The organism is Lysinibacillus sp. NPDC097214 (genome assembly GCF_050277945.1).
Classification (GTDB): Bacteria; Bacillota; Bacilli; order Bacillales_A; family Planococcaceae; genus Lysinibacillus; species Lysinibacillus xylanilyticus_B.
In genome coordinates this window covers 121,674-146,302 of record NZ_JBNNSS010000003.1, presented here as the reverse complement: position 1 = coordinate 146,302, position 24,629 = coordinate 121,674, and the positions used below count along the sequence as shown (strand labels likewise).

Annotated in this window: 27 protein-coding genes; 7 read left to right on the top strand and 20 right to left on the bottom strand. The window is 38.0% G+C overall.

Features of this window, described 5'->3' with window-relative positions:
• Window positions 1-403: 403 nt before the first annotated feature.
• From ACQKMI_RS07965 to ACQKMI_RS07950, 4 genes are all read right to left on the bottom strand, one after another.
• On the bottom strand, window positions 404-781 hold the full coding sequence (locus tag ACQKMI_RS07965) for a transcriptional regulator (RefSeq protein WP_323645297.1): 378 nt from the start codon (window positions 779-781) through the stop codon (window positions 404-406).
• 110 nt (window positions 782-891) lie between these two features.
• The gene (locus ACQKMI_RS07960) at window positions 892-1,659 is read right to left on the bottom strand and encodes an enoyl-CoA hydratase/isomerase family protein (protein ID WP_427488077.1); all 768 of its coding nucleotides are present in this window, start codon (window positions 1,657-1,659) and stop codon (window positions 892-894) included.
• 163 nt (window positions 1,660-1,822) lie between these two features.
• Window positions 1,823-1,996 (bottom strand): 50S ribosomal protein L32, encoded by a 174-nt coding sequence (gene rpmF / locus ACQKMI_RS07955; RefSeq protein WP_010858320.1) that lies wholly within the window; start codon window positions 1,994-1,996, stop codon window positions 1,823-1,825.
• 24 nt (window positions 1,997-2,020) lie between these two features.
• On the bottom strand, window positions 2,021-2,554 hold the full coding sequence (locus tag ACQKMI_RS07950; protein WP_427488421.1) for a YceD family protein: 534 nt from the start codon (window positions 2,552-2,554) through the stop codon (window positions 2,021-2,023).
• A 203-nt stretch (window positions 2,555-2,757) separates the two neighbouring features.
• On the opposite strand from ACQKMI_RS07950, the gene ACQKMI_RS07945 reads away from it, so the two are divergent.
• Window positions 2,758-3,969 carry a nucleotidyltransferase gene (locus ACQKMI_RS07945; protein WP_427488076.1) on the top strand — a complete coding sequence of 404 codons (1,212 nt, stop codon included), beginning with the start codon at window positions 2,758-2,760 and terminating at the stop codon, window positions 3,967-3,969.
• Between the two features lie 59 nt (window positions 3,970-4,028).
• On the opposite strand, the gene ACQKMI_RS07940 is transcribed toward ACQKMI_RS07945, so the two are convergent.
• Window positions 4,029-5,075, bottom strand: a complete 1,047-nt coding sequence (locus ACQKMI_RS07940) for a SepM family pheromone-processing serine protease (protein WP_427488075.1) — start codon at window positions 5,073-5,075, stop codon at window positions 4,029-4,031.
• Window positions 5,076-5,140: 65 nt separating this feature from the next.
• Here ACQKMI_RS07940 and ACQKMI_RS07935 point away from each other — a divergent pair, with 65 nt between their 5' ends.
• Window positions 5,141-6,094 carry a hypothetical protein gene (locus ACQKMI_RS07935; protein ID WP_427488074.1) on the top strand — a complete coding sequence of 318 codons (954 nt, stop codon included), beginning with the start codon at window positions 5,141-5,143 and terminating at the stop codon, window positions 6,092-6,094.
• Between the two features lie 176 nt (window positions 6,095-6,270).
• Here the strand turns inward: ACQKMI_RS07935 and coaD are convergent, their stop codons facing one another.
• The 3 genes from coaD to ACQKMI_RS07920 all read right to left on the bottom strand — a co-directional run bounded on the left by coaD (window position 6,271) and on the right by ACQKMI_RS07920 (window position 9,158).
• On the bottom strand, window positions 6,271-6,759 hold the full coding sequence (coaD, locus tag ACQKMI_RS07930; protein ID WP_427415767.1) for a pantetheine-phosphate adenylyltransferase: 489 nt from the start codon (window positions 6,757-6,759) through the stop codon (window positions 6,271-6,273).
• A gap of 131 nt (window positions 6,760-6,890) precedes the next feature.
• Window positions 6,891-7,442 carry a 16S rRNA (guanine(966)-N(2))-methyltransferase RsmD gene (rsmD, locus tag ACQKMI_RS07925; RefSeq protein ID WP_427488073.1) on the bottom strand — a complete coding sequence of 184 codons (552 nt, stop codon included), beginning with the start codon at window positions 7,440-7,442 and terminating at the stop codon, window positions 6,891-6,893.
• 288 nt (window positions 7,443-7,730) lie between these two features.
• Window positions 7,731-9,158 carry an RNA polymerase II gene (locus ACQKMI_RS07920; protein ID WP_427488072.1) on the bottom strand — a complete coding sequence of 476 codons (1,428 nt, stop codon included), beginning with the start codon at window positions 9,156-9,158 and terminating at the stop codon, window positions 7,731-7,733.
• A gap of 56 nt (window positions 9,159-9,214) precedes the next feature.
• Between ACQKMI_RS07920 and ACQKMI_RS07915 the strand changes: the two genes are divergently transcribed.
• On the top strand, window positions 9,215-9,604 hold the full coding sequence (locus ACQKMI_RS07915; RefSeq protein ID WP_323645306.1) for a DUF7147 family protein: 390 nt from the start codon (window positions 9,215-9,217) through the stop codon (window positions 9,602-9,604).
• A 2-nt stretch (window positions 9,605-9,606) separates the two neighbouring features.
• Here ACQKMI_RS07915 and ACQKMI_RS07910 read toward each other — a convergent pair whose 3' ends face one another.
• Complete coding sequence (locus ACQKMI_RS07910) at window positions 9,607-9,879, bottom strand: YlbG family protein (RefSeq protein WP_323645307.1); 273 nt, start codon at window positions 9,877-9,879, stop codon at window positions 9,607-9,609.
• 241 nt (window positions 9,880-10,120) lie between these two features.
• On the opposite strand from ACQKMI_RS07910, the gene ACQKMI_RS07905 reads away from it, so the two are divergent.
• Window positions 10,121-11,020 carry a glycerophosphodiester phosphodiesterase gene (locus tag ACQKMI_RS07905; RefSeq protein WP_427488071.1) on the top strand — a complete coding sequence of 300 codons (900 nt, stop codon included), beginning with the start codon at window positions 10,121-10,123 and terminating at the stop codon, window positions 11,018-11,020.
• A gap of 85 nt (window positions 11,021-11,105) precedes the next feature.
• Here ACQKMI_RS07905 and ACQKMI_RS07900 read toward each other — a convergent pair whose 3' ends face one another.
• The 4 genes from ACQKMI_RS07900 to ACQKMI_RS07885 form a co-directional block, all read right to left on the bottom strand.
• Window positions 11,106-11,561: a DinB family protein gene (locus tag ACQKMI_RS07900; RefSeq protein WP_427488070.1), complete on the bottom strand. Its 456-nt coding sequence runs from the start codon at window positions 11,559-11,561 to the stop codon at window positions 11,106-11,108.
• Window positions 11,562-11,666: 105 nt separating this feature from the next.
• Window positions 11,667-11,861 carry a hypothetical protein gene (locus ACQKMI_RS07895; protein WP_427488069.1) on the bottom strand — a complete coding sequence of 65 codons (195 nt, stop codon included), beginning with the start codon at window positions 11,859-11,861 and terminating at the stop codon, window positions 11,667-11,669.
• Between the two features lie 309 nt (window positions 11,862-12,170).
• Complete coding sequence (locus tag ACQKMI_RS07890; protein WP_427488068.1) at window positions 12,171-13,223, bottom strand: tartrate dehydrogenase; 1,053 nt, start codon at window positions 13,221-13,223, stop codon at window positions 12,171-12,173.
• Window positions 13,224-13,396: 173 nt separating this feature from the next.
• Window positions 13,397-13,843: a YlbF family regulator gene (locus ACQKMI_RS07885; RefSeq protein WP_323645310.1), complete on the bottom strand. Its 447-nt coding sequence runs from the start codon at window positions 13,841-13,843 to the stop codon at window positions 13,397-13,399.
• An 87-nt stretch (window positions 13,844-13,930) separates the two neighbouring features.
• On the opposite strand from ACQKMI_RS07885, the gene ACQKMI_RS07880 reads away from it, so the two are divergent.
• Complete coding sequence (locus ACQKMI_RS07880; RefSeq protein ID WP_427488067.1) at window positions 13,931-14,431, top strand: PaaI family thioesterase; 501 nt, start codon at window positions 13,931-13,933, stop codon at window positions 14,429-14,431.
• On the opposite strand, the gene ACQKMI_RS07875 is transcribed toward ACQKMI_RS07880, so the two are convergent.
• Window positions 14,412-15,887, bottom strand: a complete 1,476-nt coding sequence (locus ACQKMI_RS07875) for a UDP-N-acetylmuramoyl-L-alanyl-D-glutamate--2,6-diaminopimelate ligase (RefSeq protein WP_427488066.1) — start codon at window positions 15,885-15,887, stop codon at window positions 14,412-14,414. The two genes, ACQKMI_RS07880 and ACQKMI_RS07875, sit on opposite strands and share 20 nt — an antisense overlap.
• 250 nt (window positions 15,888-16,137) lie before the next feature.
• Window positions 16,138-17,271 carry a CAP domain-containing protein gene (locus tag ACQKMI_RS07870; protein WP_427488065.1) on the bottom strand — a complete coding sequence of 378 codons (1,134 nt, stop codon included), beginning with the start codon at window positions 17,269-17,271 and terminating at the stop codon, window positions 16,138-16,140.
• A 149-nt stretch (window positions 17,272-17,420) separates the two neighbouring features.
• Here ACQKMI_RS07870 and ACQKMI_RS07865 point away from each other — a divergent pair, with 149 nt between their 5' ends.
• Together ACQKMI_RS07865 and ytvI are read left to right on the top strand one after the other, a co-directional pair.
• Window positions 17,421-17,786 carry a YugN family protein gene (locus ACQKMI_RS07865; protein ID WP_323645314.1) on the top strand — a complete coding sequence of 122 codons (366 nt, stop codon included), beginning with the start codon at window positions 17,421-17,423 and terminating at the stop codon, window positions 17,784-17,786.
• Window positions 17,787-17,987: 201 nt separating this feature from the next.
• Window positions 17,988-19,052, top strand: coding sequence for a sporulation integral membrane protein YtvI (gene ytvI, locus ACQKMI_RS07860; RefSeq protein ID WP_427488064.1), 1,065 nt, complete (start codon window positions 17,988-17,990; stop codon window positions 19,050-19,052).
• A 214-nt stretch (window positions 19,053-19,266) separates the two neighbouring features.
• On the opposite strand, the gene ACQKMI_RS07855 is transcribed toward ytvI, so the two are convergent.
• The 5 genes from ACQKMI_RS07855 to ctaD all read right to left on the bottom strand — a co-directional run bounded on the left by ACQKMI_RS07855 (window position 19,267) and on the right by ctaD (window position 24,595).
• Entirely contained in the window at window positions 19,267-19,728 is a 462-nt protein-coding gene (locus ACQKMI_RS07855) for a DUF420 domain-containing protein (RefSeq protein ID WP_427413734.1), read from the bottom strand.
• 36 nt (window positions 19,729-19,764) lie between these two features.
• Window positions 19,765-20,694: a cytochrome c oxidase assembly factor CtaG gene (gene ctaG, locus ACQKMI_RS07850; RefSeq protein ID WP_427413733.1), complete on the bottom strand. Its 930-nt coding sequence runs from the start codon at window positions 20,692-20,694 to the stop codon at window positions 19,765-19,767.
• A 1,045-nt stretch (window positions 20,695-21,739) separates the two neighbouring features.
• Window positions 21,740-22,084, bottom strand: coding sequence for a cytochrome C oxidase subunit IV family protein (locus ACQKMI_RS07845; RefSeq protein WP_053594672.1), 345 nt, complete (start codon window positions 22,082-22,084; stop codon window positions 21,740-21,742).
• 1 nt (window position 22,085) lies between these two features.
• On the bottom strand, window positions 22,086-22,712 hold the full coding sequence (locus ACQKMI_RS07840) for a cytochrome c oxidase subunit 3 (protein WP_427488063.1): 627 nt from the start codon (window positions 22,710-22,712) through the stop codon (window positions 22,086-22,088).
• On the bottom strand, window positions 22,712-24,595 hold the full coding sequence (gene ctaD, locus ACQKMI_RS07835; RefSeq protein ID WP_427488062.1) for a cytochrome c oxidase subunit I: 1,884 nt from the start codon (window positions 24,593-24,595) through the stop codon (window positions 22,712-22,714). Before ctaD ends, ACQKMI_RS07840 begins: the two co-directional genes overlap by 1 nt.
• Between the last annotated feature and the right edge of the window lie 34 nt (window positions 24,596-24,629).

The window sequence follows — 24,629 nt, the reverse complement described above, 5'->3', positions numbered from 1 at the left end:
CACCAATCGGGCTTTTACGGGCAGTTAATCTCACACCTAACTTCTTTGCTCGTTAAATTTTAAGGTGTGCGTTTTGTACCTGACGCTTCTCTTTCGGTACAGATAAATTACTGCCCGTTAATGCGGGATAAAGTGAAACTTTAATCAGTGGGTTTTTTTCCACTGATTATTAGTCTTCACCAATCGGGCTTTTACGGGCAGTTAATCTCACACCTAACTTCTTTGCTCGTTAAATTTTAAGGTGTGCGTTTTGTACCTGACGCTTCTCTTTCGCTACAGATAAATTACTGCCCGTTAATGCGGGGTAAATACCACTTAGCGCAGCATTATGTTTTAATCAAACTTACATTCTTTCTAAGTAACTTACTCTACAGCACTTGTAACTTTCATCTGCTTCCTTATTTCAATCTTTCATTAAAGAATATCCTTGCTGTAACCATTTCACTAGTTTTTCATGCTCATTTTGTAATTCACGGTGTCTTATTTCGAGACTTTGATAGGCCTCTGTTAATTCATCGAAACTTGTTAATGCCAATTTCAAATGGCTTCGCATAGATTGTTGCGGCTGATTTCGTACAGCTAGTAGTGACTGACTATATTGACCACGTAATGTTTTATTCCAACGGAAACCACATGCTTGTTTTGTACGACCTAGTTCAGTAGCAGCCATTTCAAAAGCCTCTAGCTGTGTTTTGCCATTTTGCACATTATGCAACACGATTTCTGCTAATCTTTCATCGTCTTCCTTTGTCCATTGATCTTTTCTTTTTTTCAATTCCATAATCTATCACCCTCGCATTTTTTACTACTATATGCATGGGCGAGCAAAATAGAATCATCGAAATAAAAAAGGCAGTGATTATGTTTTGTTATAATCACTGCCGTTATACATTATTTATTGTTTTTCTTTGCTAGGAAATTAGCAACTGCCTCGTGGTGAGCTTCGCTTTCCCACAATTTTGCACATGTACGAACTTCCTCCATAACACGTTCATACATATTACGCTCACGCCACTTTCGAAGCTCAATTTCTTTATAAGCCTTATGAACAGAAGGATGAATTTTACGCATATGTTCGATAAAATCATTCAATGCCTCTTCTTTTGAACCTTCAAAAACGCGCATTGCCCAGCCAATTTCATATAGTAATTCCGCTGGATAAGGCTTCGCATCGACTAGCATCTTCATTGCACGATCATGGCGTAACCCACGTTCGAATAAGTATGTACCGCCTCCCCAGCCGCTCGTAATTGCTAATGTCCCCTGTATAAAACCACATTTCGCATGATTTGCCACTAGACGAAAATCGCAAGCTGTTGCAATCTCACAACCTCCACCAACTGCTGTTCCATTAATTAACGCAATCGTTGGCACAGGCAAAGTTGCCAGGTCGTATAATATTTTGCCCATCTTACTCAACATCCCGAACGCTTCATCCTCTGTTTCGAGCGAATGAAATTCAGATAAATCGCCCCCTGAGCAAAATGATTTATCTCCTGCACCCGTCACGACTAAAAAACGGACATCATCATGATGTCTAATATATGTAATGACTTCTTGCAGCCCATCCATAACCTCATCATTAACCGCATTCCTTTTTTCTTCTCGATCAATCGTAAACGTCATAATACCATCTTTGTTATCAATTATATAAGCCATACTATTTCCCCCTTTGTCCCGATGGATAAATTGTATCATACAATTATTATAGTACTATATATCTTTTCATTATTGCCGAAAGATTCCGTCTTTTCTAGTCAACAAAAAGGCTAGTAAAGAGCCATGGTCTCTTTACTAGCCTTTGACGTGAGCAAACACTGAATTATTTGCTTACTACTTCTTTACCTTTGTATTGTCCGCAAGCTTTGCAAACACGGTGTGATAATTTTGCTTCACCACAGTTTGGGCAAGCTACCATACCAGGTACAGATAGTTTGAAATGCGTACGACGCTTTCTTTTTGCAGTTTTAGAAGTTCTTCTAAATGGTACAGCCATTGATGGCACCTCCTTACAGATCGTTTATTCGTCTGTTTGATCAAAATACTTAGCTAAATCAGCCAGTCTTGGATCCACTTTTTTTTCGTCAGCTTTTTTGTGTAGCTCAACGTCTTCATCTGTTGCGTAAGACCAGTTTTTACCACCGCGCACTTGCCCTTCGGTATTATCCTTGAACACTTGCAGAGGTACTTCGAGAAGCACTAACTCCTCAAGAACCGGCTTCATGTCGATTACTTCACCAACTATGTAGTGAATATCTCCGGCATCTTCCCCACGATTTTCTTCGTCAACCCAGCTGAAAATTTCAACTGTCTCAACTTCGATAGGAAACTCAACATCTTCCCACGTGCGTGCACACGGAAGTGTTAACGTCGCTGTCACAGTTAGCTGACATGTCATTTGCGATGCACCGAAAGTACATAGCCCTTTTACATGAACGGGCGAAATTGCTCGAATATCCTGGTTTCGCTCCATCACCTCGTCCAGCTGGACATAGGCATCGATTGGCATCCCGTTTTGGCGGTACTTAGATAATTGATGAATTGACCATTTCATTCGTTTAATCACCTCGAGACAACACTGTTGATTATATAATGTGTAAAAATAGATGTCAAGATAATTTCTTGTCACCACAATAAAACCCACCTATAATTATATATTATTAAAAGTGTATTTGCTCCAAACCGTTCTATATAAGCTATAACGCTCCAAATTATTTAGAACGAGAAGCAAATAATATGAATAAAGGGGGCTTACATTTGCAAGCAGTCGGAATAGTTGTTGAATACAATCCTTTTCACAATGGACATGCCTATCATTTGGAACAGGCGAAGAAAGTAGCACAAGCGGATATTGCCATCGCTGTCATGAGCGGAGATTTTTTGCAACGTGGTGAACCAGCCATGGTCGATAAATGGACACGCACAAAAATGGCTCTCGCAGGTGGTGTCGATATTGTCATTGAACTACCCTACGTATATAGTACAGCGCCTGCAACTGATTTCGCAAAAGGAGCCATTTCCTTACTATCTGGAATTGGTTGCGATTCGTTTGCTTTCGGAAGCGAAGATGGCTCCATTCAACCCTTTATGAATACGTTTCAGCTCATTAATAGTCACCGCACTAAATATAACGCTCTTATTAAAGAAAGCCTTAAAACGGGTGCAAGCTATCCTAAAAGTCTACATTACGCCTATGAACAGCTTTCTCAAAAGTTCCCTGCTGCATACATTGATTTGGGACAACCGAACAATATACTTGGTTTTCACTATATTGAAGCTGCCAAGAATCTAGGTAGTAACATTAAACCTTTAACGATCCCTCGCATCGTTGCAGGTTACCACGACGCTATACAAGAGGGTACATCCATTGCTAGCGCCACAGGAATACGCAAAGCACTAGCAACAACCAGTGCTCTACAAGGTGTGCAAGATTTTCTACCTAAAGCATCATTCGATCATTTAGCTGATTGGCATGGAAAATATGGTGAATTTGCAAGTTGGGAAACTTTTTGGCCATTATTACAGTTTACACTTATTCGGCATACACCTAATGAACTTACCCGCTATGCCGAAGTAACAGAAGGCATTGAGAATGCTCTTATTAAAGCAGCGAAAACGAGTCATTCATTCGGTAGCTTTATGGAGAAAATTAAATCCAAACGCTATACTTGGACACGACTTCAACGTATGCTCACACACATTTATACTGGGTTTACAAAGGAACAGTTGCAAAGCTTTGACGCTCCATCTAGTATACGTTTACTTGGGATGAGTAAGAAGGGACAAGCCTATTTGGGCATGCATAAAAAAGACATACCTTTACCTTTAATCAGTCGCGTTGCAGCTATGGATGACGCTATGCTTGCTGTAGATATTCATGCTGCAGAAGTATACAATTTAAGTGTTGAACAAAGAACAAAAGAGCAAAGTTTGCCTAAAGATTATCAAACACCACCGATTCGTTTTTAAGCAATGCCAGATCACAATAAAAGGATGCCAGAAATTTTTCTGGCATCTTTTTTATTTTCTTATTTCGGCTGTAACTGCTTTAAATATTCGATTGCATCATCTACAGTTTTAACCGGAACTATTTTCATTTTTGTTTTAATTTCTTTCGCAGTCTTTACTGCTGTAGCATAATTGGATTCCAGGTCAGGATATTTAGCTTTCATTTCTGGAGTAATTTCATCATCTGGTGCGAAAAAGATTTCCATGCCATCACGATCAGCAGCAATGACTTTATAGTCTATTCCTCCAATTCTTCCAACAGAGCCATCAACTAGCATCTCCCCTGTCCCAGCAATCGCATAGCCTTTCGTTAAATCTTCTTCGAGAAGTTGGTCTAAAATTTCTAAAGTAAACATTAGTCCAGCAGACGGACCGCCAATATCCTCAGTTTTCATAGACACATCGGGATTTGTTTCAATAGATTTATTTTCAGCATAAGAAATACCTAAACCAGCCCTTGTTTCTTCAGATCTAGGGATTTCCTTTAATGTAATCGTTACCTCTTGTTCTTTTTTATTACGTATAAATTGAATTGTCACTTTATCTCCAAGCTGCTTTGGCTTTAAAAGATCTACAAGCATTTGTTGGTTTCTAATTTTTTGCCCATCAACTTCAATAATCTCGTCACCAGCTTTTAATAAATTTTCCGAAGCACCGCCCTCAAGGACATTTAATACAAAAACACCGTTAAAAAGAATTTTTGTTTGAAGGCCAGCTCTCTGAAAAGCCACATACTTTGCATTAAATTGAGAATCAGACATTAATTTAAGCTGTCGAACATTATATTCCTCTTCATCCTCTAACGGATTTCGAACTTGGGAAATATCCATTAATTTTTGGTATTTTTGAGTTTTTGCCCAAAGATACGAAAAAGGCGTAGCTTGCTGCATAGCCACCGTCATTAAACTCAAGGAACCTTTATCATTCGTGTGGCTATTTTCAACGTTAACAAATTCACTGACATCATAAGCACTTCCAGGCTTCATAATATAAGCGTCTAGACGGTATAACATTAAAAAACAAATCACGACTAATAACACTGCATAAATACTAATTTTTTTCTTCATTAGAAAAACACCTCCTAGGACGCTTGCAAAACCATACGTTCATGTTTTTGCCTTTTTTACATATATTGATTTTAGCATTTGCCTATGTGAATGACAAAAAGTTGAAACGAGATGATAACATGTATGCGACAATTCAAATAGCGATTTGCATAGTTCTTATTCTATTACTCTTGTTATTCCCACAAACAGCTCATACTGGTACTGATTTAGGTTTAAATCTTTTTATGGATGCTCTATTCCCGTATTTATTACCTTACCTTATTTTAACGCAATGGCTTCTCCGTTTAACGGCTCCTATGCGCACGAAAACAAAAAGAGCTTCTATATACGTACAAGCCTACATTATTAGCGCACTCGGAGGGTATCCGTCTGGAGCAACAACAATTGTTTACTTAAAAAACAGTGGGCAATTACACGGTAAAGAAGCAAATTTTTTATTAGCCGTATGTCATGCACCAAGCCCTCTTTTCGTGCTAGGCTTTGTAAGCCTTGATTTATTACACAGTAATACGTTCGGATGGTTGTTTTTATGTTTACTACATAGTTTTAATATTTGCTGCTTAATTACTGGTTACTTTTTATTTCGTAAAACGGATCCTCCTAGCATCTCCATACACAATACACCTTTGTATACAGCACCATTCTCTGAAAGCATAAAAGAAACAGCCCCGACAATACTATTAGTTGGAACGACAATAATTTTTTTCACTACCATTCAGACGATTGTCCAGCAAGGCCTTGATTCACTGATCCCTAAGCTTCCCTATACAGCTGAGCTTTCTATAGCCGCAATTCTCGAAGTGACAAATGGTCTTAAAATGACCGTCTCAGCTTTTCCAAATCTTTCATATTTACCATTTCTGGTCGTTATGTTGTTAACCATGCAAAGTATAAGCATTCATTTACAAATTTTCGTTATTGCGAAATCAGCTAAGCTTTCCGTTCGACCCTATATAAAATTCCGCCTACTTAGCATAATCATTGTACCTACTATTTATGCTCTTTTTTTCTTAAAATAAATAATCGTCTGCATCACCACATATCCCTCTATTGGAGTGACGGCAAACCGACTCAGGAGTAAGCATCGCAGAGGAATTCAATCATTTTCAATTGCAACGCAGAACATATTGAAATAATTCCCAAATAATCTTTACCAAATAAAATAAGGATGTCTTAAAATTAAGACATCCTCTTTTTAGATAAAACCATATTTTTCTTTTAAAGCTTCTACGACACAAGCGGGAACAAGCTCGCTAACATCACTACCGTATTTCGCAACCTCTTTGACAATACTTGAGCTTAAGAATGAATATTGATTTTTTGTCATGATGAAAAACGTTTCAATGTTTTTATCAAGAAAACGGTTCATCGAAGTAATTTGCATTTCGTATTCAAAATCCGAAACAGCACGTAAACCACGGACAATCGCTTTTGCTTTTTTTTCTTTCGCATAGTCTATTAATAGCCCCGATGAACTTTCAATGCGTACATTAGGCAACGTTTTAGTCACTTCAGCCATTAATGCCATACGCTCTTCTACCGAAAATAATGGCTGCTTGGATGAATTATTTAAAACAGCAACATAAACTGTGTCAAATACATCTGCCGCTCGTTTAATAATATCTAAGTGACCATATGTCACCGGATCAAAACTCCCAGGAACTACAGCAATTTTCTCTGACAAACTATTCTCCCTCTTTCTTTTGCATAACGATCCATTTCACCTCGGCAGCATGATGTTGGCCACTCTGGCGTTTTCACAGGATGTGAAGTTCTTAGCCTGAGTTCCTCTATTCAGTGGGTAGTTAGAATACCCTACGAATGAAGGTAAACGGATATAATCGTTCCGCCATAAGTTTCTTGTCTTTTTAAAACAAAGTCCCCAAACCTCTGTGGTAATTCTACTTCTTTTGCATGCTCACATAATATTACGCCATCTTGTTGAATTTTATCATTGTCGACAAGAATCTGCACTAAGTCATAATATTCTTTGTGATGATATGGCGGGTCTAAAAAGACTAATTTAAACGTAATATCACGTTTTAATAGCGCTTTCACAGCACGCTTCGCATCTATACGAAAGAGCTCAGAGCAATCCTCATAACGACATTTCTTTATGTTTTCCTGTAGTACTTGGAACGCCTTTGCATCCTTTTCAATAAAAACGGCGTGCTCAACTCCTCTACTTAAAGATTCGATCCCTAAGCCACCGCTCCCTGCAAATAAATCGAGTGCTATACCTCCATCAAAGAATGGACCAATAATATTAAAGATGGATTCCTTAACTTTATCAGTTGTAGGTCTTGTCGTATTTCCTACAATCGCCTTTAACGGCATCCCTTTACGTTCTCCTGCTACAACTCTCATAGGCAAATCACCGTACTTTCTTATTCCATATAACAATTTCGCCTTGGCGTAATTGTTATTGTTTATTGTTGCTGTCGCTTCGCTTTCGCACAGGCAAAACATTGTTGCTGTCGCTTCGCTTTCGCACAGACAAAACATTGTTGCTGTCGCTTCGCTTTCGCACAGACAAATTGCCACAGGACGTGGCGTTCTTAGACTGAGTTCCTCTATTTTAGCGGGTGTTCGGCACCCGCTGAAAGGAGTTAAAAGTATTTTTGCAGCGAAAGACGAACCTCCGCTGCAAAAAATTTAATCTTGTTCTTGTGTTAACATCTTGATATTGATGCGACCATCACTTTTTTGTAATTCTACTAAAAATAATCGTTGTAGCCAAGCTTCTTCAACATAATAATGATTGGCAATTTTAATGATTGGTTCTGAAATAGTAGAATATCTACGTTGATTAAATACATAAAATCCAGATTCTTTCGGGAATCGGAAGGTGCGATTATCACTATTGATATAATACCCATTTTTGCCTTCACCAGCAGTATATCCTAGATACGGCAACAATGTATCAGCTTTATACAATACTTGTCCATCATCAAGAATCACTGGAACATCTTTTCTCAAAACATCATTCACGTAAACATCTCGATCATCCTCAAATAAAAGTGGATATGTGCCATTTTCTTGAGCCGCATTCAACTTAAAATAAGACGTTTTTGCATCTAATACCTTTGATAATAGATCGTCCATTGATGCAGGGGAAATCGGCTCTTCCCCTAGCTTATCCAAAGCTTCCTGCCATGCTGCCTCTTGATTTGCTGTCATATATTCTTTTAACGTCTTCACGATTTTCTTTGCTTTATCTGAACCAATTGTATCCTTCACTAAATAGGATGCCACAACTTCCGGCAACCATGTTGGTGAATCTTTAAACTTATATTGTGACTTTATTTGCGACAGTATAACTTCCTGTTCAATTGCTTGTTCAGTTAGCTCAGGCAAAAATAAAAGTCGGTCATCATGTTCTTTCACTGGATTTTTCTCTTGAATAATGGCCATATGTTGATCATTCAAAAACTTGGTGTTTTCCAATGACTTCAAGAAATCCTTCGAAATAGCTCCCCGGGCATAAATAGATAATACAGGCGTTTGCTCTTGTACTTTTAAATTACCCGTTTGCCAATAAATATCACGAACTGTACCATATCCACTAAACATTGTATAGTTAACAAGTGATAGTTTTTGCTGACCTACTAAAGGCAATCCCGTAATCCATTGACCAACAATTTTACTATCGGTTGAAATATGTACTACGGAATAAGATGCTTCACCATTCGTTAATGTAGCGAAAACATTTTGGATGAGCATTGTATCTTTTAAGCCACCCTCAATCGGAATTATGTATGAAACAGATTGTGATTTAGTCTCTCCTTTTTTAAAATAGGAGACTTCTTTTGATAAACGCTCACAGCTTTTTTCGTTATCGATAAAGCAACTAGGGTTTACTGCATTTTCCGGCCACTTTATTTTCACCTTTTGGTTGGGTAAATTTTTAAAATGTTGACGAATATCCAAGCTATTTTCTCGATAGACAATTTCTATCTCTTGCGAAAAATGGAATTCGCCATTGCCTGTTTCTAAATCAGACGAATAAGCATGGTACTGAAAAAATAATGTTCCGGTAATGATTAGTGCTAGAATGGAAAAAAAACTCATTGCAAATTTCATGTGCTTGACCTCCCGCAGCATGATACTATGTGTATTGGAAAGGATGTGCAATTTTTATGCCACAACAATTTATAGAATTAGGTGAGGGCTATGGTGATGTTTATGAGCTACTTGAAATTGTGAAAACCAATCAAGATCGCTTCCACCAAGCCTTTATACTAACATCCACTAAAGAAGAAAAAAAGGTTGCCTCTTTAGCAATCGCTTTAAAACCAGTCGGTGAAAGTAAATTCATGCCGATTTATATTTGTCGAGAAGGCATCCCTTATAATGAAGAGCAGCCTTCACAGCGACAAAAAATGTTTGAAGAAAGTATTAAACGACTAGATAGAAAAGCGGTTGTTGTAGAAATAAAGCACTCTTCTATATTTTCGGAATCAAAACTATTTTATCAATACTTAATTGGAATAATGAGACTTCATCACTATATTCCAGCGTTGACATAATATTATAGACCTGCTTTATAGTCATATTCTTTCGCTTTATCTGGCTTTGCATTTTCAAACTCAGTTTTAACAAATGGACGATAAGACTTTGCAACGTCTTTCACGAATGGAAGGCGTTGTAGTTTTGTTGTCATTGATTCAATTTCCTCTCGCTCGCAATAAAGCACTACATATTTTTGCCTCCGAGAAATATAAAGAACATGACCATATTTCCGAAGAGACTTCGCATGTTTTAATTGATGGACGTAAACGATTAGTCCTTGGCGTTCGTTCATAGTATTCCCCTCATTTCTTACATAAAAGAATACCATAGACCGGAAAATGATAGCAACAGAGTTTAGCTGACAGAACGCTCGATTTTCCGTTATAATGGAAAAGCATACAACGTTGACTAAGAGTTTTACATTCACTTATGCAAGCTAATTGAGTACTAGTTTTAGTTAGAACTTTGTTTATTCACAAAAGTGAAATTGCCGGTACTATTTATATCATTTTTAATTGTTAAGGAGGACGAATATGGGTAAGAAAACAAAGATTGCGCTTGCAATCGCAGCGGCAAGTGCAGCTGCTTGGGCAGGTAGTAAAGCTATTTCTAAACCTCAACAACGAGAAGGTAAACAAGCATTACAATTTGATCACCCAATTATTCTCGCACATCGTGGCGGTGCTCATTTAGCACCTGAGCATACAATGCCTGCTTTTGAAAAAGCTGTGCAGTTAGGTGTTCAAGGCTTTGAAATAGATATTCGCTTAACCAAAGATGAGGAAATCATCGTTTTCCATGATGATACTGTTGATCGTACGACAGATGGCTATGGACTTGTTGCAGACATGACTTTAGCAGAAATAAATGCATTAAACCACGGTTATCAATTTGAAGATTTGGATGGGGAATTTCCTTATCGAGATGAAAAAGTAGACGTTGTAACTTTACGCGAATTACTAGAATCTTACCCAAATATGTTGGTAAATATTGATATTAAAGATGCGCCAGATACGTATGAAGGAAGTTTAATGCCGTCTAAACTATGGCGTTTAATTGAAGAGCTTGGTGCTGAGAATCGAGTAGTTGTCACAAGCTTTTACGGTGAACAGATCGATCGCTTTAATTTATATGCGCAAAATCTAGTAGCACTCGGTGCAGGTGAATCAGATGTACGTAAAGCATTCGCTTCTTTCTCAAGCCAGTTCGGACATTTATATCATCCAAAGGTAGATGTATTCCAAATACCACCTAAATCAGGAGTAATCAACCTAGATTCTTCGAAGTTTATCCAGTTTTTAAGCAATTTAAATATCCCTGTTCATTATTGGACGATCAATGACGCAGCAACAATGAATAAATTAATTCACAACGGTGCAAAAGGTATTGTTACAGATCGACCTGATATTGCTGTAGAATTACTACAAAAATAAGAACCATGGAATGGAGCTTAACTTCCATTTTAATTAGGTTACATTAATGGGTAAGGGCTGCTTTTTATAGCCCTTACCTTTTATTTTAATATTTTCTTCTTATAAAATTAGCAGGTACCGGGGATAAATTTAATTCTCTCGCCCACACAGAAAGCTGCCCTATATGATGAATTTCATGTGCAATAGTATGGTGTAAAATATCATTTTTTGTATAAGTATTTGTATCCCAAGAGACCTTTACGATTTCATCGCTCAAATTGTCATTATGCTTCAAATATTCAATAATTTCTTCATGTAATTCATTTGAAAGATTTTTTACTTTTTCAAGCGTTCTATATTCATCAAAATCGAATATTCTGTCCCTTTCACCCATAATGCCGCGAATCCAGCTATACTCAACTTCAATAATATGAAACAGTGTATATAGAATACTACCTACTCCACCACTTCGCTTTTGCAACATTTCCTCTATACTTAGTTGATTACACCACTCAAACCATTCGTCTCTTACTTGCCAGTTATATTCAAAAAATTTGATCATGTGGCCGCACCCCATTCATTTTTTTTAGCAGAATTTTTCGCCATTAACACCCGTTCAGTAAAGACTAATAAACAGCGGAGCTGAAGAAAACCCCACTGTTTAAAGTTAGATCATCACCATAACGTGTGGTTGATTTCCGTTCCGACTAGGCGCTTTGTTGCTGACGCTTCGCTTTCGCACAGGTAAAACATTTGTTGCTGACGCTTTGCTTTCGCACAGGTAAAACATTTGTTGCTGACGCTTTGCTTTCGCTACAGAAAACATTTGTTGCTGACGCTTTGCTTTCGCTACAGAAAACATTTGTTGCTGACGCTTCGCTTTCGCACAGGTAAAACATTTGCCGCTGACGCTTCGCTTTCGCGCAGAGCAGAGCCTCCTGGGGGCGTCCGATGAACCGCTTGGGGCAACGGTCACGAAGGCGTTATCACAGGATGTGATGGTTTTAGCCTTCGTTCCCCTATCGCTAATCCCCAAGGAGTCGCCCAGTCGTAACGAAGATCAACTTATCACCATCTTCAAAAGTAAGAGTCTTCTACGGAATAAGGATAATGGCATTCGTCTTAACAAATGTCACCCACTACTTTTGGTAATGTCATTTTAAATTCCACTTTATTGTAAATGATGCAATACCGCATCCGTTACATCACGTAATGTCGCTTTTCCTCCCAAATCACCTGTTTTAATACCTTGCGCTAATGTTGCTTCCATCGCATTCAGCACTTTTGCACCAACCTCATGATAGCCTAAGAAGTCAAGCATCATTTTGCCTGTCCAAATTTGTCCAAGCGGATTAGCGATCCCTTGTCCTGCAATATCAGGAGCAGAACCATGAACTGGTTCAAACATGGATGGATATTGTCGTTCTATATTTAAATTTGCAGCCGGCGCAATTCCGATGCTCCCCATAATTGCCCCACCTAAGTCGGTTAAAATATCCCCAAATAAATTTGATGCAACAATTACATCAAAGGTTTCTGGCTTCATTACTAAAAAGGCAGCTAAAGCATCAATATGATTAGATACTTGTCCTATGTCCTCATAATCTTTCCCTACTTCTGCGAATACCTCGTCCCAAAAAGGCATGCTATACGTAATTCCATTAGATTTTGTGGCACTTGTAACATGTTGGCGTCGAGTTTCCGCCATTTCAAATGCATATCGCATTGCACGCTCTGTTCCCTTCCTCGTAAAAATAGCATTTTGGATAGCAACCTCATCCTGTCCACTATGTATTCTGCCACCACTCTCAGCATACTCTCCTTCTGAGTTTTCACGTACAACTACAAAATCAAAGCCATTTGGGTTACGTAAAGGTGAAGGCAAACCTTGAAGTAGCTTTGCTGGACGCACATTAATAGATTGTTTCATCTCACGGCGGATTTTAATAAGTAGTCCCCATAATGAAATGTGATCTGGTACTAAATCGGGCATACCTACAGCACCTAAAAAGATTTGATCATAACCTTTTAAAATTTCAATACCATTATCAGGCATCATTTTGCCTGTCTCTAAATAATAATCGCAGCCCCACGGGAATGTTGTCCATTCAAATTGAAAGCTGCCATCTAATTGAGCGGCTTTATTAAGCACTTCTATCGCCGCTGGGACAACCTCTTTACCAATCCCATCTCCTGGTATAACCGCAATTCGATAAGTCTTCATCTGTTAATCCTCCTTTAATTTCTATATCACCTTTTCAATTACTATACAATTTTTCTTCAGCAATTACACCCTGATGTATGTTGCTGTCGCTACAACATAATATAGTAATAAAAAAAGACTATATACAAACTCACTCGAGTTTTGTATACAGTCATGAAAAAGTATTACCTTATTTATGCAGAGCAAGAGCAAGAACCGCCTGAGCCACATCCTCCACCACATGAAGAACCTGATGCAAAGAACGGATTACTTACAGGAACTTTTACCGCTTCAGAAACAGTTTTTCCTATAAGTAAGCTTATTTGGTCAAGCAAATCTTGAAAATCGTTCTCAGCAATTTTTAAAGCTGAAACCTTTTCATTTAAATCGAGTTCGCGCTTTTGCTGACGAATCGATTTCATAATTGTATGATAGTCCGGATGATATTTTCCGAAACGTTGTACATCTTCGTACTGCTCTTTCATGCGATTAAATGCGTAAATAGCTTCCACTATTTGGACATCGCTATACACATCATTATACGCTTGTTCCAGCGCTTTCGCAGGCTCAGAGGAAAGAATCATCTCACAAAGCGCATCGGCCTCATCCAAAATGATTGCCCAGTCAGAGGTCATCATCATTTTTAATTCCCCCAATCTCTTTCCCATCATAACAGATTTTATGGTAATTTTACATTATTGATATTTTTAAATAAAGGAGTTTTTAAATTGGTACCATCATCTAAAGAAAAAATAGAACAATTACTTGCAGAGATTTTACAACATAGCACTGCTGAAGATGAGGAAGTATTACTACATTTATTGTCTGGACTTCGCGATAAACAACAAGGTGTTCATCGACGTTATATTAATGCTGCCTTACATATGGTTGGCAAATTTGAACCCGAAGTTAGCGAAGTTCGTATTCCCATTACACCCGTTATCCATAATACTATTAAGGTACCACACGGTGGGATTATTGCAACAATTGCAGATGCAGCAATGGGCGGACTTGCTTCGCGTTCGGTGCCAGAAGGCTTTAATGTTGTCACTACAAATATGAATATCTCTTATATTGCTACAACAACCAACAAGGAACTAATTGCTCGTGGACGTTTCGTACATAAAGGGCGTCAGACACTTGTAATGGAATGTGATATCGAGGATGAGACTGGACGAAGACTTGCTATTGCAACTGGTTCTTTCTTTGTTATTCAACGCCGTCCTTAGACATAAGATTTAAAAAGTAATCTCGAATACATTGTTGATCGGAAAAAGGGAATTTTTGATTTTTTATTTGTTGGGTCTGTTCATGCCCTTTTCCGGCAACAAGTACAGTATCGCCTTTTTCGGCCTTTGCTAGTGCTTGATGAATAGCAACTTTTCGGTCTAGATAGATTTCATAATATTGCTGCTCAGTAAAACCAGCAATAATACTTTCATTAATTAAAATAGGGTCTTCATCACGTGGATTATCAGTTGTTAAAAATATAACATCCGCATACTTACTTGCTACCGCTCCCATCGCAAAACGTTTCGCCTTATCCCGATTTCCCCCACAGCTAAATACAAGGTATAGGTTTTTAGAGTAATCCAAGGTTTGCAAAACCGCCTGTAATGCCTCTGCCGTATGTGCGTAATCTACGTACACGTCAACCCCAAATGGATTGTCTATTTTCTCAAGCCTTCCTTCTGGTAGCCTTAACAACCACATATGCTCCGCTAAATCTTCAATGGAAAAACCTAAGCGCCATAAAGTCATTAACGCAGCTACAGCATTTTGTACATGGTATTTACCAGTAAAAGGGATTTCAACAATATGCTCGCTCAATGACGTTTGTAAACAAAGCACCGTTTTTCCAATTGATTCACTGACAATTTGGATATGTAAATCATTATGATTATCAAAGCCGAATGAGCAGGATTTTTTCTTATCATATATACCAACGGAACGGCAAAAATTATCATCTCCATTTAGCACAAGCTTTTTCGACAAATCTGCCAACCTTTTTTTCGCACGCTTATATGCCTCAAGTCCTCCGTGATCTTCTAAATGGTCCTCCGTTAAATTTAAAAAAACACCACAATCGATATCACAATGATCAAGTCTATGTTGCTGTAATCCCATTGACGAAGCTTCTAGAACAACATGTGTAACACCATTTCGTACACATTGCTTTAAAATCGGATGCAACTCTTTTGCCTGTAATGTAGTTAATTGCTCATGCACTGTTTGTTGTTTCTGTTCATTGATGAAAAATCCTACAGTCCCAATAACTGCAACGTTTTTATGTAGGGCTCTTAGCAATTGGCTCACAAAATGACTCACTGTTGTTTTACCATTTGTACCCGTAACCGCAATGACTGTTAATGCTTCCGCTGGAAAGGCTGAAAGCTTTGCACTCGCATACGATAGAAATAGGGATGTATTCGGAACCCAAACAAAAGGAATATTTTGATCAGTAATAGGTAGTGAAATACTTTCCTCTGATACTATGGCGGCAGCTCCCCGAGCTAATGCTTCTTTTACAAAACGACTTCCCGATGTTTTCTTACCCTTCCGTACAATGAAAATATCCCCAGGTTTTACTGCCTGAGCATAATCCTCAATGCCTGTAATATTTGTACGAATAGATCCTCCAGTTACACTACACGGCCAGTCTTTTAATAGCTCAGCTAATTGCAAGCTTCATTCCCCCTTTCGGTTCTCTATCATATGATGACGTATATAACGGTGTGACGAAAAATGTAGTTGGTCATTGTGCTTTCTTTTTCGTCTAAATGAAAAAAAGACTGAAGATAAACTTGATTTTGCCAAGTTTATCTTCAGTCTTTACTTTATATATATCCCCATATTTTAGCAGTACCGAATGCGAAACGAGATTCACTATCATTAAACGCCTGATTGGTGAAGACGTGAAGAAAATCTTCACTAATTAAGTTTCACCTTTAGGTGATGATTCATCAATATTTTCTACTGGTTCCTCAGAGTCTTTATTCTCACTATCCAGCTCCAGAGAAGATGGTTCTAACAATATTTGTGTATAATAGTTTAAAAATACGCCAGATCCGACTGTAGTATATAGATCATTTAAAATGACTTTTCGATGCTCAGATGAATTAAGCCAACCATGCATTGCTTCAATAGCATCAAAATAATCAGTCGCAAGATTTTCATTCGCTTCACTATATTCGATTCCCTGAGTTTCTAACCTCTTTTTTAAATCGCCATTTGTTGGTGATTCATGACCAACGAAATTTTGAACCTTCATATCTTCACTATGCATATTTGCAACTTTTTCTATTGATTCATCAATATTTAATGGAGATAAATCATGTTGAACTCTTGTTACATTTATTAAATCGTCAAGCTGCTCAGCACTTGCTTCGTTAATTTCCTTCTGCAAAAAGGAAGAAGGTGGTGTTGGTATAACTAGTTCGCCTTGATAAGTCATTTCATAAGGTTGATGAAGAACAAGCGTTTTACTATTAGTAAAGCGTATGCCTTGTAGCTCACTCGTTTCTCTATCGAGATAGAGTTGTGCAAAAATCCCATCGAATTTTACAAGCAATCGTGTCTGCATATCTTCTTCACTCATCGAGAAAGAGAAAATATTTTTACCAACATTCGCCGTTACTTCGTAATCTATGATAGTCATTCGGTATATATCGTCACGCTTCTGACCAACCTTAAAAGGAGAAGCATCTAAATCTTCACCAGCTATATAAACTTGTGTCACAACATTATTTTCAACGCCTACCATAAAAAATTTGGAAGCACTTGCATTATAGATCCACCAATCATAGCCAAAGGATGATGGTTCCTTTCGCACTGGTTCACCATATTTATCCGATACTTCCTTTATTTCTTTACCGATTAATGTCGACATCCCGCTTTTCGGACGTGGCATTGCCCCCATTTCAGGTTGCGTTAACTCGGTTTTGGGAATGATATTTGAATTGGCATTCGGGCCTTTTAGTGGCTCATTTTCACGTGGTGTATTAAAAAACATAAAGCCAATCAACGCAATTGCAGCACATGCCATAAAAATGCGAAATAAAGCTTTCATACATGACTCCTTCTTATCACGATTATTCTAAAATTAATTATATCAATTGTAGTTGGGTTGACACAATGTTGTCATTGCAACAATGTCGAATATGCTCTATTATAAAACTGAGCGTATACTTTGTACGAGAACCTAAAGGAGGATTAGAGATGTATTTTGAAAATACTAACCTTGAAAATTTAACAGCTGATCAAGAACTTATTGTAAGCGTCATGAAAAAAAATGGTTTAGAATGTGATGGCGGCTGGGACTACGAACGTATGACATTTGATAAGCGTTTCGATACTCGTGAGGGACGTTATTACCTACGTGTATTCTCATATGCTAAATCAGGTGATGTTGGTGCACACGATGCAATCCTAACATTAATGAAACCAGCACTTGGTAAATACTACTATCCACACGGTGTTGAGTATGGTGATGATGAAGTTTATCCAGCTCACCTTGTAAAAAAATGTGAAGAAATCTTGAAAAAGGTTCAATTAGACTTACAAGCTTTTGAAATTCATGCGTAATTTTAGATAGTTATTTCACGGTGCATACATGTCGATTAAACATCGAAATCATTTTATTTTTTATCAGGTAACAGTAACGGCAATAGCATGCAGTGCAATAGCTAAACTGAAAAGACTGGTGGTCCAGTCTTTTTTATTTTGAGTAAAAATTTTATTTCTTCTCATACTAACTATATCTTTTACATGATGTAGGTGAGATAAATGTTACAATTTTTCAAACACCCCTTTTTTCGCCATCCGATAATCGTTCTAGTTAGCGGGATTGCAATTCTCTGGTTAATATCCCTGTCATTACCGATACTGCTTGCCTACGTAACTGCATTATTATTGGAACCTGTCATCATACGCATTAGTAAACGGTTCCGAAAAAAACGCAAAATAGTCGCATCCATTTTTTTTATGTTCTTTTCAATTGTGACATTATTATTATGTATTCTCATCATATTTATAAGCTGGAAACAATTTTCAACATTTATCATTGATATTCCAGAGTACCTCAACCAGCTCTCAGCACTATGGATTCAAATGCAATCCAAGCTTTCCAACTACACGCATCGTTTGCCCTTAGATCTTGTTATACAAATTCAACTTATGATAGCACAGGCTCTTTCTTCAATTGAGAAATATGCTCTTTCTTTAACAAATGCGAATGTTTGGTCATCTTTACTTACGTATATACCTTCTCGTTTGTTTGATATGTTTGTTTATTGGATTGTGTTATATATGTTTCTTTTAGAATTACCGAATATTAACCGTAAAATGTTAGCACCTATTTCGTTTCACTATCAACAAAAAATACTATTTATAGGACATCGTGTGAAACTTGCTCTATTTGGTTTTGTGAAAGCACAATTTTTAGTTGGTATTTGCATTTTAGTTATAGCCTTTGGGACTTTTTATTTTCTTAAAACTCCATTCCCACTTGTTTTAGCACTCTTGCTAGTCATTTTTGATTTCGTTCCTTTTTTAGACTCATTCATTTTGCTTCTTCCTTGGGCAATATATAAAGCCTTTACAGGTGATTATATCTTTGCTGTTGTGCTAGTCGTATTAACAATCATACTATTTTTAGTTCGACGTATGATTGAGCCTAGAGTGATTGGAAATAAAGTTGGACTCTCCTCGCTCACAACCTTTATTGCAATGTTTATCGGTTTTGAAATGTTTGGATTTCTTGGCATTTTAATCGGTCCTTTACTCTTTGTTGTTGTCCTCTCCCTATTTAATCAAACGTCCATAAAAAATCTCCCTCCTTCTCAAAAATAAGGAGGGAGATTTATTTTATCAATTATGCCTCAGCATAATTGTTGCTGTCGCTTCGCTTTCGCACAGATAAACAATGCGTCCGGAATCGGCTTTGTGCTTAGGTCTGCATCGGTAATGCCACAGGACGTGGCATTTTTACCGATGCAGGTCAGTTAGCCGTTATCGCATGGTTGCGATGATTTTAGGCTAACATTTGGACATCCACTGAAAGAAGTTAAAAGCCTAAAATTGCTTTAATAACAGATGTTGTTTCACCTGGCTCAAACATTACATATAGTAAAATGTATACTAAAACTCCGGTAATAGCTACGAAGAACCATATAATACTTGTAATCGGTCCAATACGACGGTGAAGCTTAAGATTCGTTTTCAAACCAGAGATGATACTAACAATACCAAATACTGCTCCAGTTGTTGCAAGCGTAATATGGAAAATTAAGAAGAACGTATAATATGGTTTTAAGTCTTCTCCGCCACCAAACGCTGTGTTACCAATAAAGATTGTACGTGAGGCATAAATAATAAAGAAGATAAGTGCTGCAGCTCCTGCTGCAAGCATTACTTTTTTGTGTGCCTCTACTTTTCTTTTTATAATTAAGCCCCAACCAATAGCTACAAGTACAGCACTAATAACGATGAATGATGTACTTATAGTAGGCAAAATTTGCAATTCCATTGACAAAACCCCTTATACAAATTAAAATTTCTTTTTTTACAATTGATGTTGCTGCTGGCTTTCCCATTTCTTTTGATGCTCTTTTAAAGCATCAGCAGTAATTTTATCCGGATCCTTTTGTTCTGCGCGATACCAATTAAGGAAGATTGCTCCTAGTAATACACCAAAAATAAGCTCTTGTAAAATCTTCATTAAAACGCCGCCTAGTTGCTGATCGGCAACAGGTGTCATATTTGTAAAGAGCTCTGGTCCAGAAAGAGATAAACTAGATAGTGTGGAAACTGGTACACAAAGTTCCATTGCCTTTAGCCATGCATCACCATTTGTATATGTTTCATACATAGCGTTTGGTGCAAAAATAATTAACGCACACGCAGGTGTAATTAATACCGCATTAGCAATGATATAGGCTAATTTATGCAAAGGTTTCATTTGTGGAAGATTAGGCATCTTTTGAATCAAAGGCCAGTACATTAAGACAGCAGAAACAAATAATACAAATGTATATGTACCATGTAGAGTTTCGTTTAATTTAATGTAGTCTAGTACTGCAGGTAAGTGGTAGAAAGAAAATAAACCAATAAACACAAATACCGCAGCGACGGGAAATGTAAACACTTTAAATAAAGATCTAACAACTGGTGCTTCAATCGCAACTTTCCATACCCACCAAGGAATCCCCTTAATTAAGAAGATCGGTACAAGTAACAATAAAATAGCCATTTGCACCATATGCATCGTAAACATAATGTGCGCCATTAAATCTATTGGAGATCCTTTAATAATATAAATCGTTACCATCGCCAGTACAAAATAAATAGCCTCTGCCTTTTTCAAAGGCTCACTTACTTTAAAATCCTTGCGCCACTTTGTTGTGACTAGAAAATAGATGACTGTTATAAAAACAAGAACCCCTATTAAGTATGGGCTCCATAAAGCTTGGAAACCAAATATACTAAGTGGCATACAAAACGCACTCCTTTAACTTCAGTATCCCTATTATAGAACGCTTACAAACATTCTGCAATGAACGAAAGGTGAACAAATTACTAACCACAGTTTACTCCCCGAACAAGCTAGAGCATCTATTGAAAAAATGTTAAAAACTATAAATCACCAAACGAAGAGTATCTTATTTCTCGTGGGTCATCAGCCATAGTGTGTGGTTGATTTCCGTTCCGACTGGGCGCTTTGCCGCTGACGCTTCGCTTTCGCGCAGATAAAACATTTGTTGCTGTCGCTACGTTAGCACTACGCTTTCGCACAGAGCAAAGCTTCCTGGGGGCGTCCGATGAGCCGCTTCGCTTCGCTCCAGGGTCTCGGGCCAACACGATGTTGGTCACGAAGGCGTTATCACAGGATGTGATGGTTTTAGCCTTCGTTCCCCTAATCGCTGATCCCCGAGGAGTCGCCCAGTCTCCACTCCAATCAACTGATTCACATAGCATGTATCCTCTGCCATGTCACTATAATTTAAGTAATAAAACTTAACTTTAGCAAAAGGGTTTGTCTGTGTGAAAGCGTGGATACTGCAAAAATAGATGTATAATCACGTCACTGTTATAAGTCTATTCTGTTCGATTAAGGCGCGTTTTCATAGTGTCCATTTTTGAAATGCATAAAATTTATAAAAGTTCTCCGCTATTGTTGATTGGAGTGGAAGGCTACTCGACTCCCGTGGGAAAGCGAGACAGGCGAGACCCTGAGGCCAACAGGATGTTGGTCACGAAGGCATTGTCACAGGAAGTGACGCATTTAGCCTTCGTTCCTTTAGCGGAGGAAGCGGCTCGACGCTCGCCCACAGGAAGCTCTGCTCTGCGCGAAAGCGAAGCGTCAGCGGCAAATGTTTTATCTGTGCGAAAGCGTAGCGACAGCAACAAAGCGAGTAGCCTGGAACGGAAATCACTCTCACATGAATTATATTAATTCTTACCGGCTCATTCACTTAAATGTGAATAGAAAAAAGAAAAGCACGTTCCTACATAAAGTAGAGAACGTGCTTTTTTGGTGATTACCACCAAATGATTGTTAAAAATGCTAAGAAGAATGTAAATGCGATTAGAATACCCATCCACATGAAGAAACCAATTACACCACCGAAGTGTGTTTTTTTGTCTTCTAAGTGCATGAAAGCGTAAAGTTGAAGAACAACTTGAACACCAGCAAGCAATAAAATAAGTGGAAGTATTAAGTATTTAGAAAAATCAGCTGCAACTACTGCGAATGCGATAAACGTAAAGAATATCATAATCGCAAAGTTGATTACTTGTTTACGCATATGAACGGCATTATGATGACGGTCATACTCGTATTGTGCCTGTGACTTAGCAACTATAGGTGTATCGTGTGAAGACATATTATCCGATCACTCCCATCAAGTAAACTACTGTAAAGATGAATACCCAAACTACGTCGATAAAGTGCCAGTATAATGCAGCCACGAAGTATTTAGGTGCATTGTATAAGTTAAGACCACGTTTAGCATTACGAAGCATTAACGTAGTAATCCACACAAGACCTAATGTTACGTGGAAACCATGTGTACCAACTAATGAATAAAACGCAGTTGAGAACGCAGATTGGTCAAATGTAAAGCCTTTGTGTACATAGTGGTAGAACTCATAAATTTCAAGACCTAAGAATCCAAGACCTAAAAGTACTGTAATACCAAACCAAGTTTGCATAGCTTTAAAGTTAAAGTTACGCATATGATAAATGGCATAAACAGATGTTAGTGAAGATGTTAATAATAACATCGTCATAGCGAAAGCTAAAGGTAATTCAAATAAACTTTGTGTTGTGAACTCCATGCCAGCTGGCCCTTTGTTCTTAAGCGCTAGGTAAGTAGCGAATAAACTTGCGAAAAGTACAACTTCACAGGCAAGGAAAATCCAGAAACCAACAACTTTATTTTTCCCTTCCATCGTAGCCTGTTCAGGATTATCTGGCCAAGTATGAGGAGTAAATTTAGTATTGAAATCCATTATTTATTTCCTCCTTTGCCGTAAAGATGTTCTTCAATTTCAAGAATTTCTTCTTTGTGTAAGTGGAAGCCGTGATCGTCCTTAACAGAACGGAAAATCATAGCACCAAATGTAATTGCAAGACCGCCAATTAAAATATAAATTGACCATGGTTTATCTGCATCTGGATTGTAAAGAGCACCGAATGCCGCGATAAACATACCGATAGAAATAACAAATGGGATAGCTGAGTTGTTTGGCATATGAATATCACCGATTGGCTCAGCAAATGTAACTTCTTTATTACCTTCTTGCTTTTCAATCCACCAAGGATCTAAACCACGAACAAGAGGTGTTTGACGGAAGTTATAGAATGGGATTGGTTGTGGAATTGACCATTCTAAAGTACGTCCATCGCCCCATGGATCGCGACCTGCTGGTTTGCCTTTGATTGACATTAAGCAGTTGATTACCATTAAGATAACCCCTACACCCATCATTAATGCACCGATTGTAGAGATATAGTTGAATTGATCCCAACCTTGACCTTCCATGTAAGTGAATACGCGACGTGGCATACCCATTAAACCTAAGAAGTGTTGAACGAAGAACGTTAAATGGAATCCGATAAAGAATACCCAGAAAGTAATTTTACCAAGTGTTTCGTTTAACATACGGTTGAAGAAAATTGGCCAGTAGAAGTGCGCTGAACCAAATAACGCTGTTACGATACCACCAACGATTACGTAGTGGAAGTGAGCAACGATAAAGTAAGAATCGTGTAATTGGTAGTCAAGAGGTGCAGATGCTTGCATTACCCCTGTAACACCACCCGCAACGAATGACGGGATGAAACCAAGTGCATAAAGCATTGGTGTTGTAACTTTAATAGATCCGCCCCAAATAGTTAAGATCCAGTTGAATACTTTCATACCTGTTGGAACGGCAATCGCCATTGTTGCAACAGCAAAGATTGCGTTAGCTGTTGGCCCAAGACCAACTGTAAACATGTGGTGAGCCCAAACCATGAACCCTAAGAAACCGATTAAAATTGTTGCGAATACCATTGAAGAATATCCGAATAAACGTTTACGAGAGAACGCTGGAATAATCTCAGAGAATAAACCGAACGCTGGTAATACTAAGATATAAACTTCTGGGTGTCCGAAGATCCAGAATAAGTGTTCCCAAATAATTGTGTTACCACCCATTAAATGGTCAAAGAAGTTACCACCGAACATACGGTCAAATAACATCATTAATAAACCAATTGTTAATGGAGGGAATGCGAATAGGATTAATGCACTTGATACAAGTGCAGTCCAAGTGAATAATGGCATACGCATGAATGTCATACCTGGAGCACGCATTGTAATAATCGTAACGATAAAGTTAAGACCCGAAATTAACGTACCTGCCCCTGAAATTTGTAAACCGAGAACATAGAAGTCAATACCATGTCCAGGAGAATATAAAGATAATGATGCATAAGACGTCCAGCCCGCATCAGGAGCGCCACCCATAAAGAATGATAGGTGAAGGAATAATGCACCTAGGAAGAATAACCAGAACCCTAAAGAGTTAAGGAACGGGAATGCTACGTCACGCGCACCAATTTGTAATGGTACAAGCATGTTCATAAATGCGAATAGTAATGGAGTCGCAGCTAGGAATAACATTGTTGTTCCGTGCATTGTTAATAATTCATTGAAAAAACCAGCTGATATGAAGTCGTTATTTGGCTTCATTAATTGAATACGCATTAATAACGCTTCAAAACCAGCGATAGCAAAGAACAGTGTACCGGCTAATAAATACATTACTGCTAACTTTTTATGGTCAACAGTTGTAATGTAGTCCCAGACAGTTGCTCCAAAGCCCTTTTTCTGTGTGTATGAGCTCACAACTTTTACCTCCCTCAAGTTTGTTACATAAAAC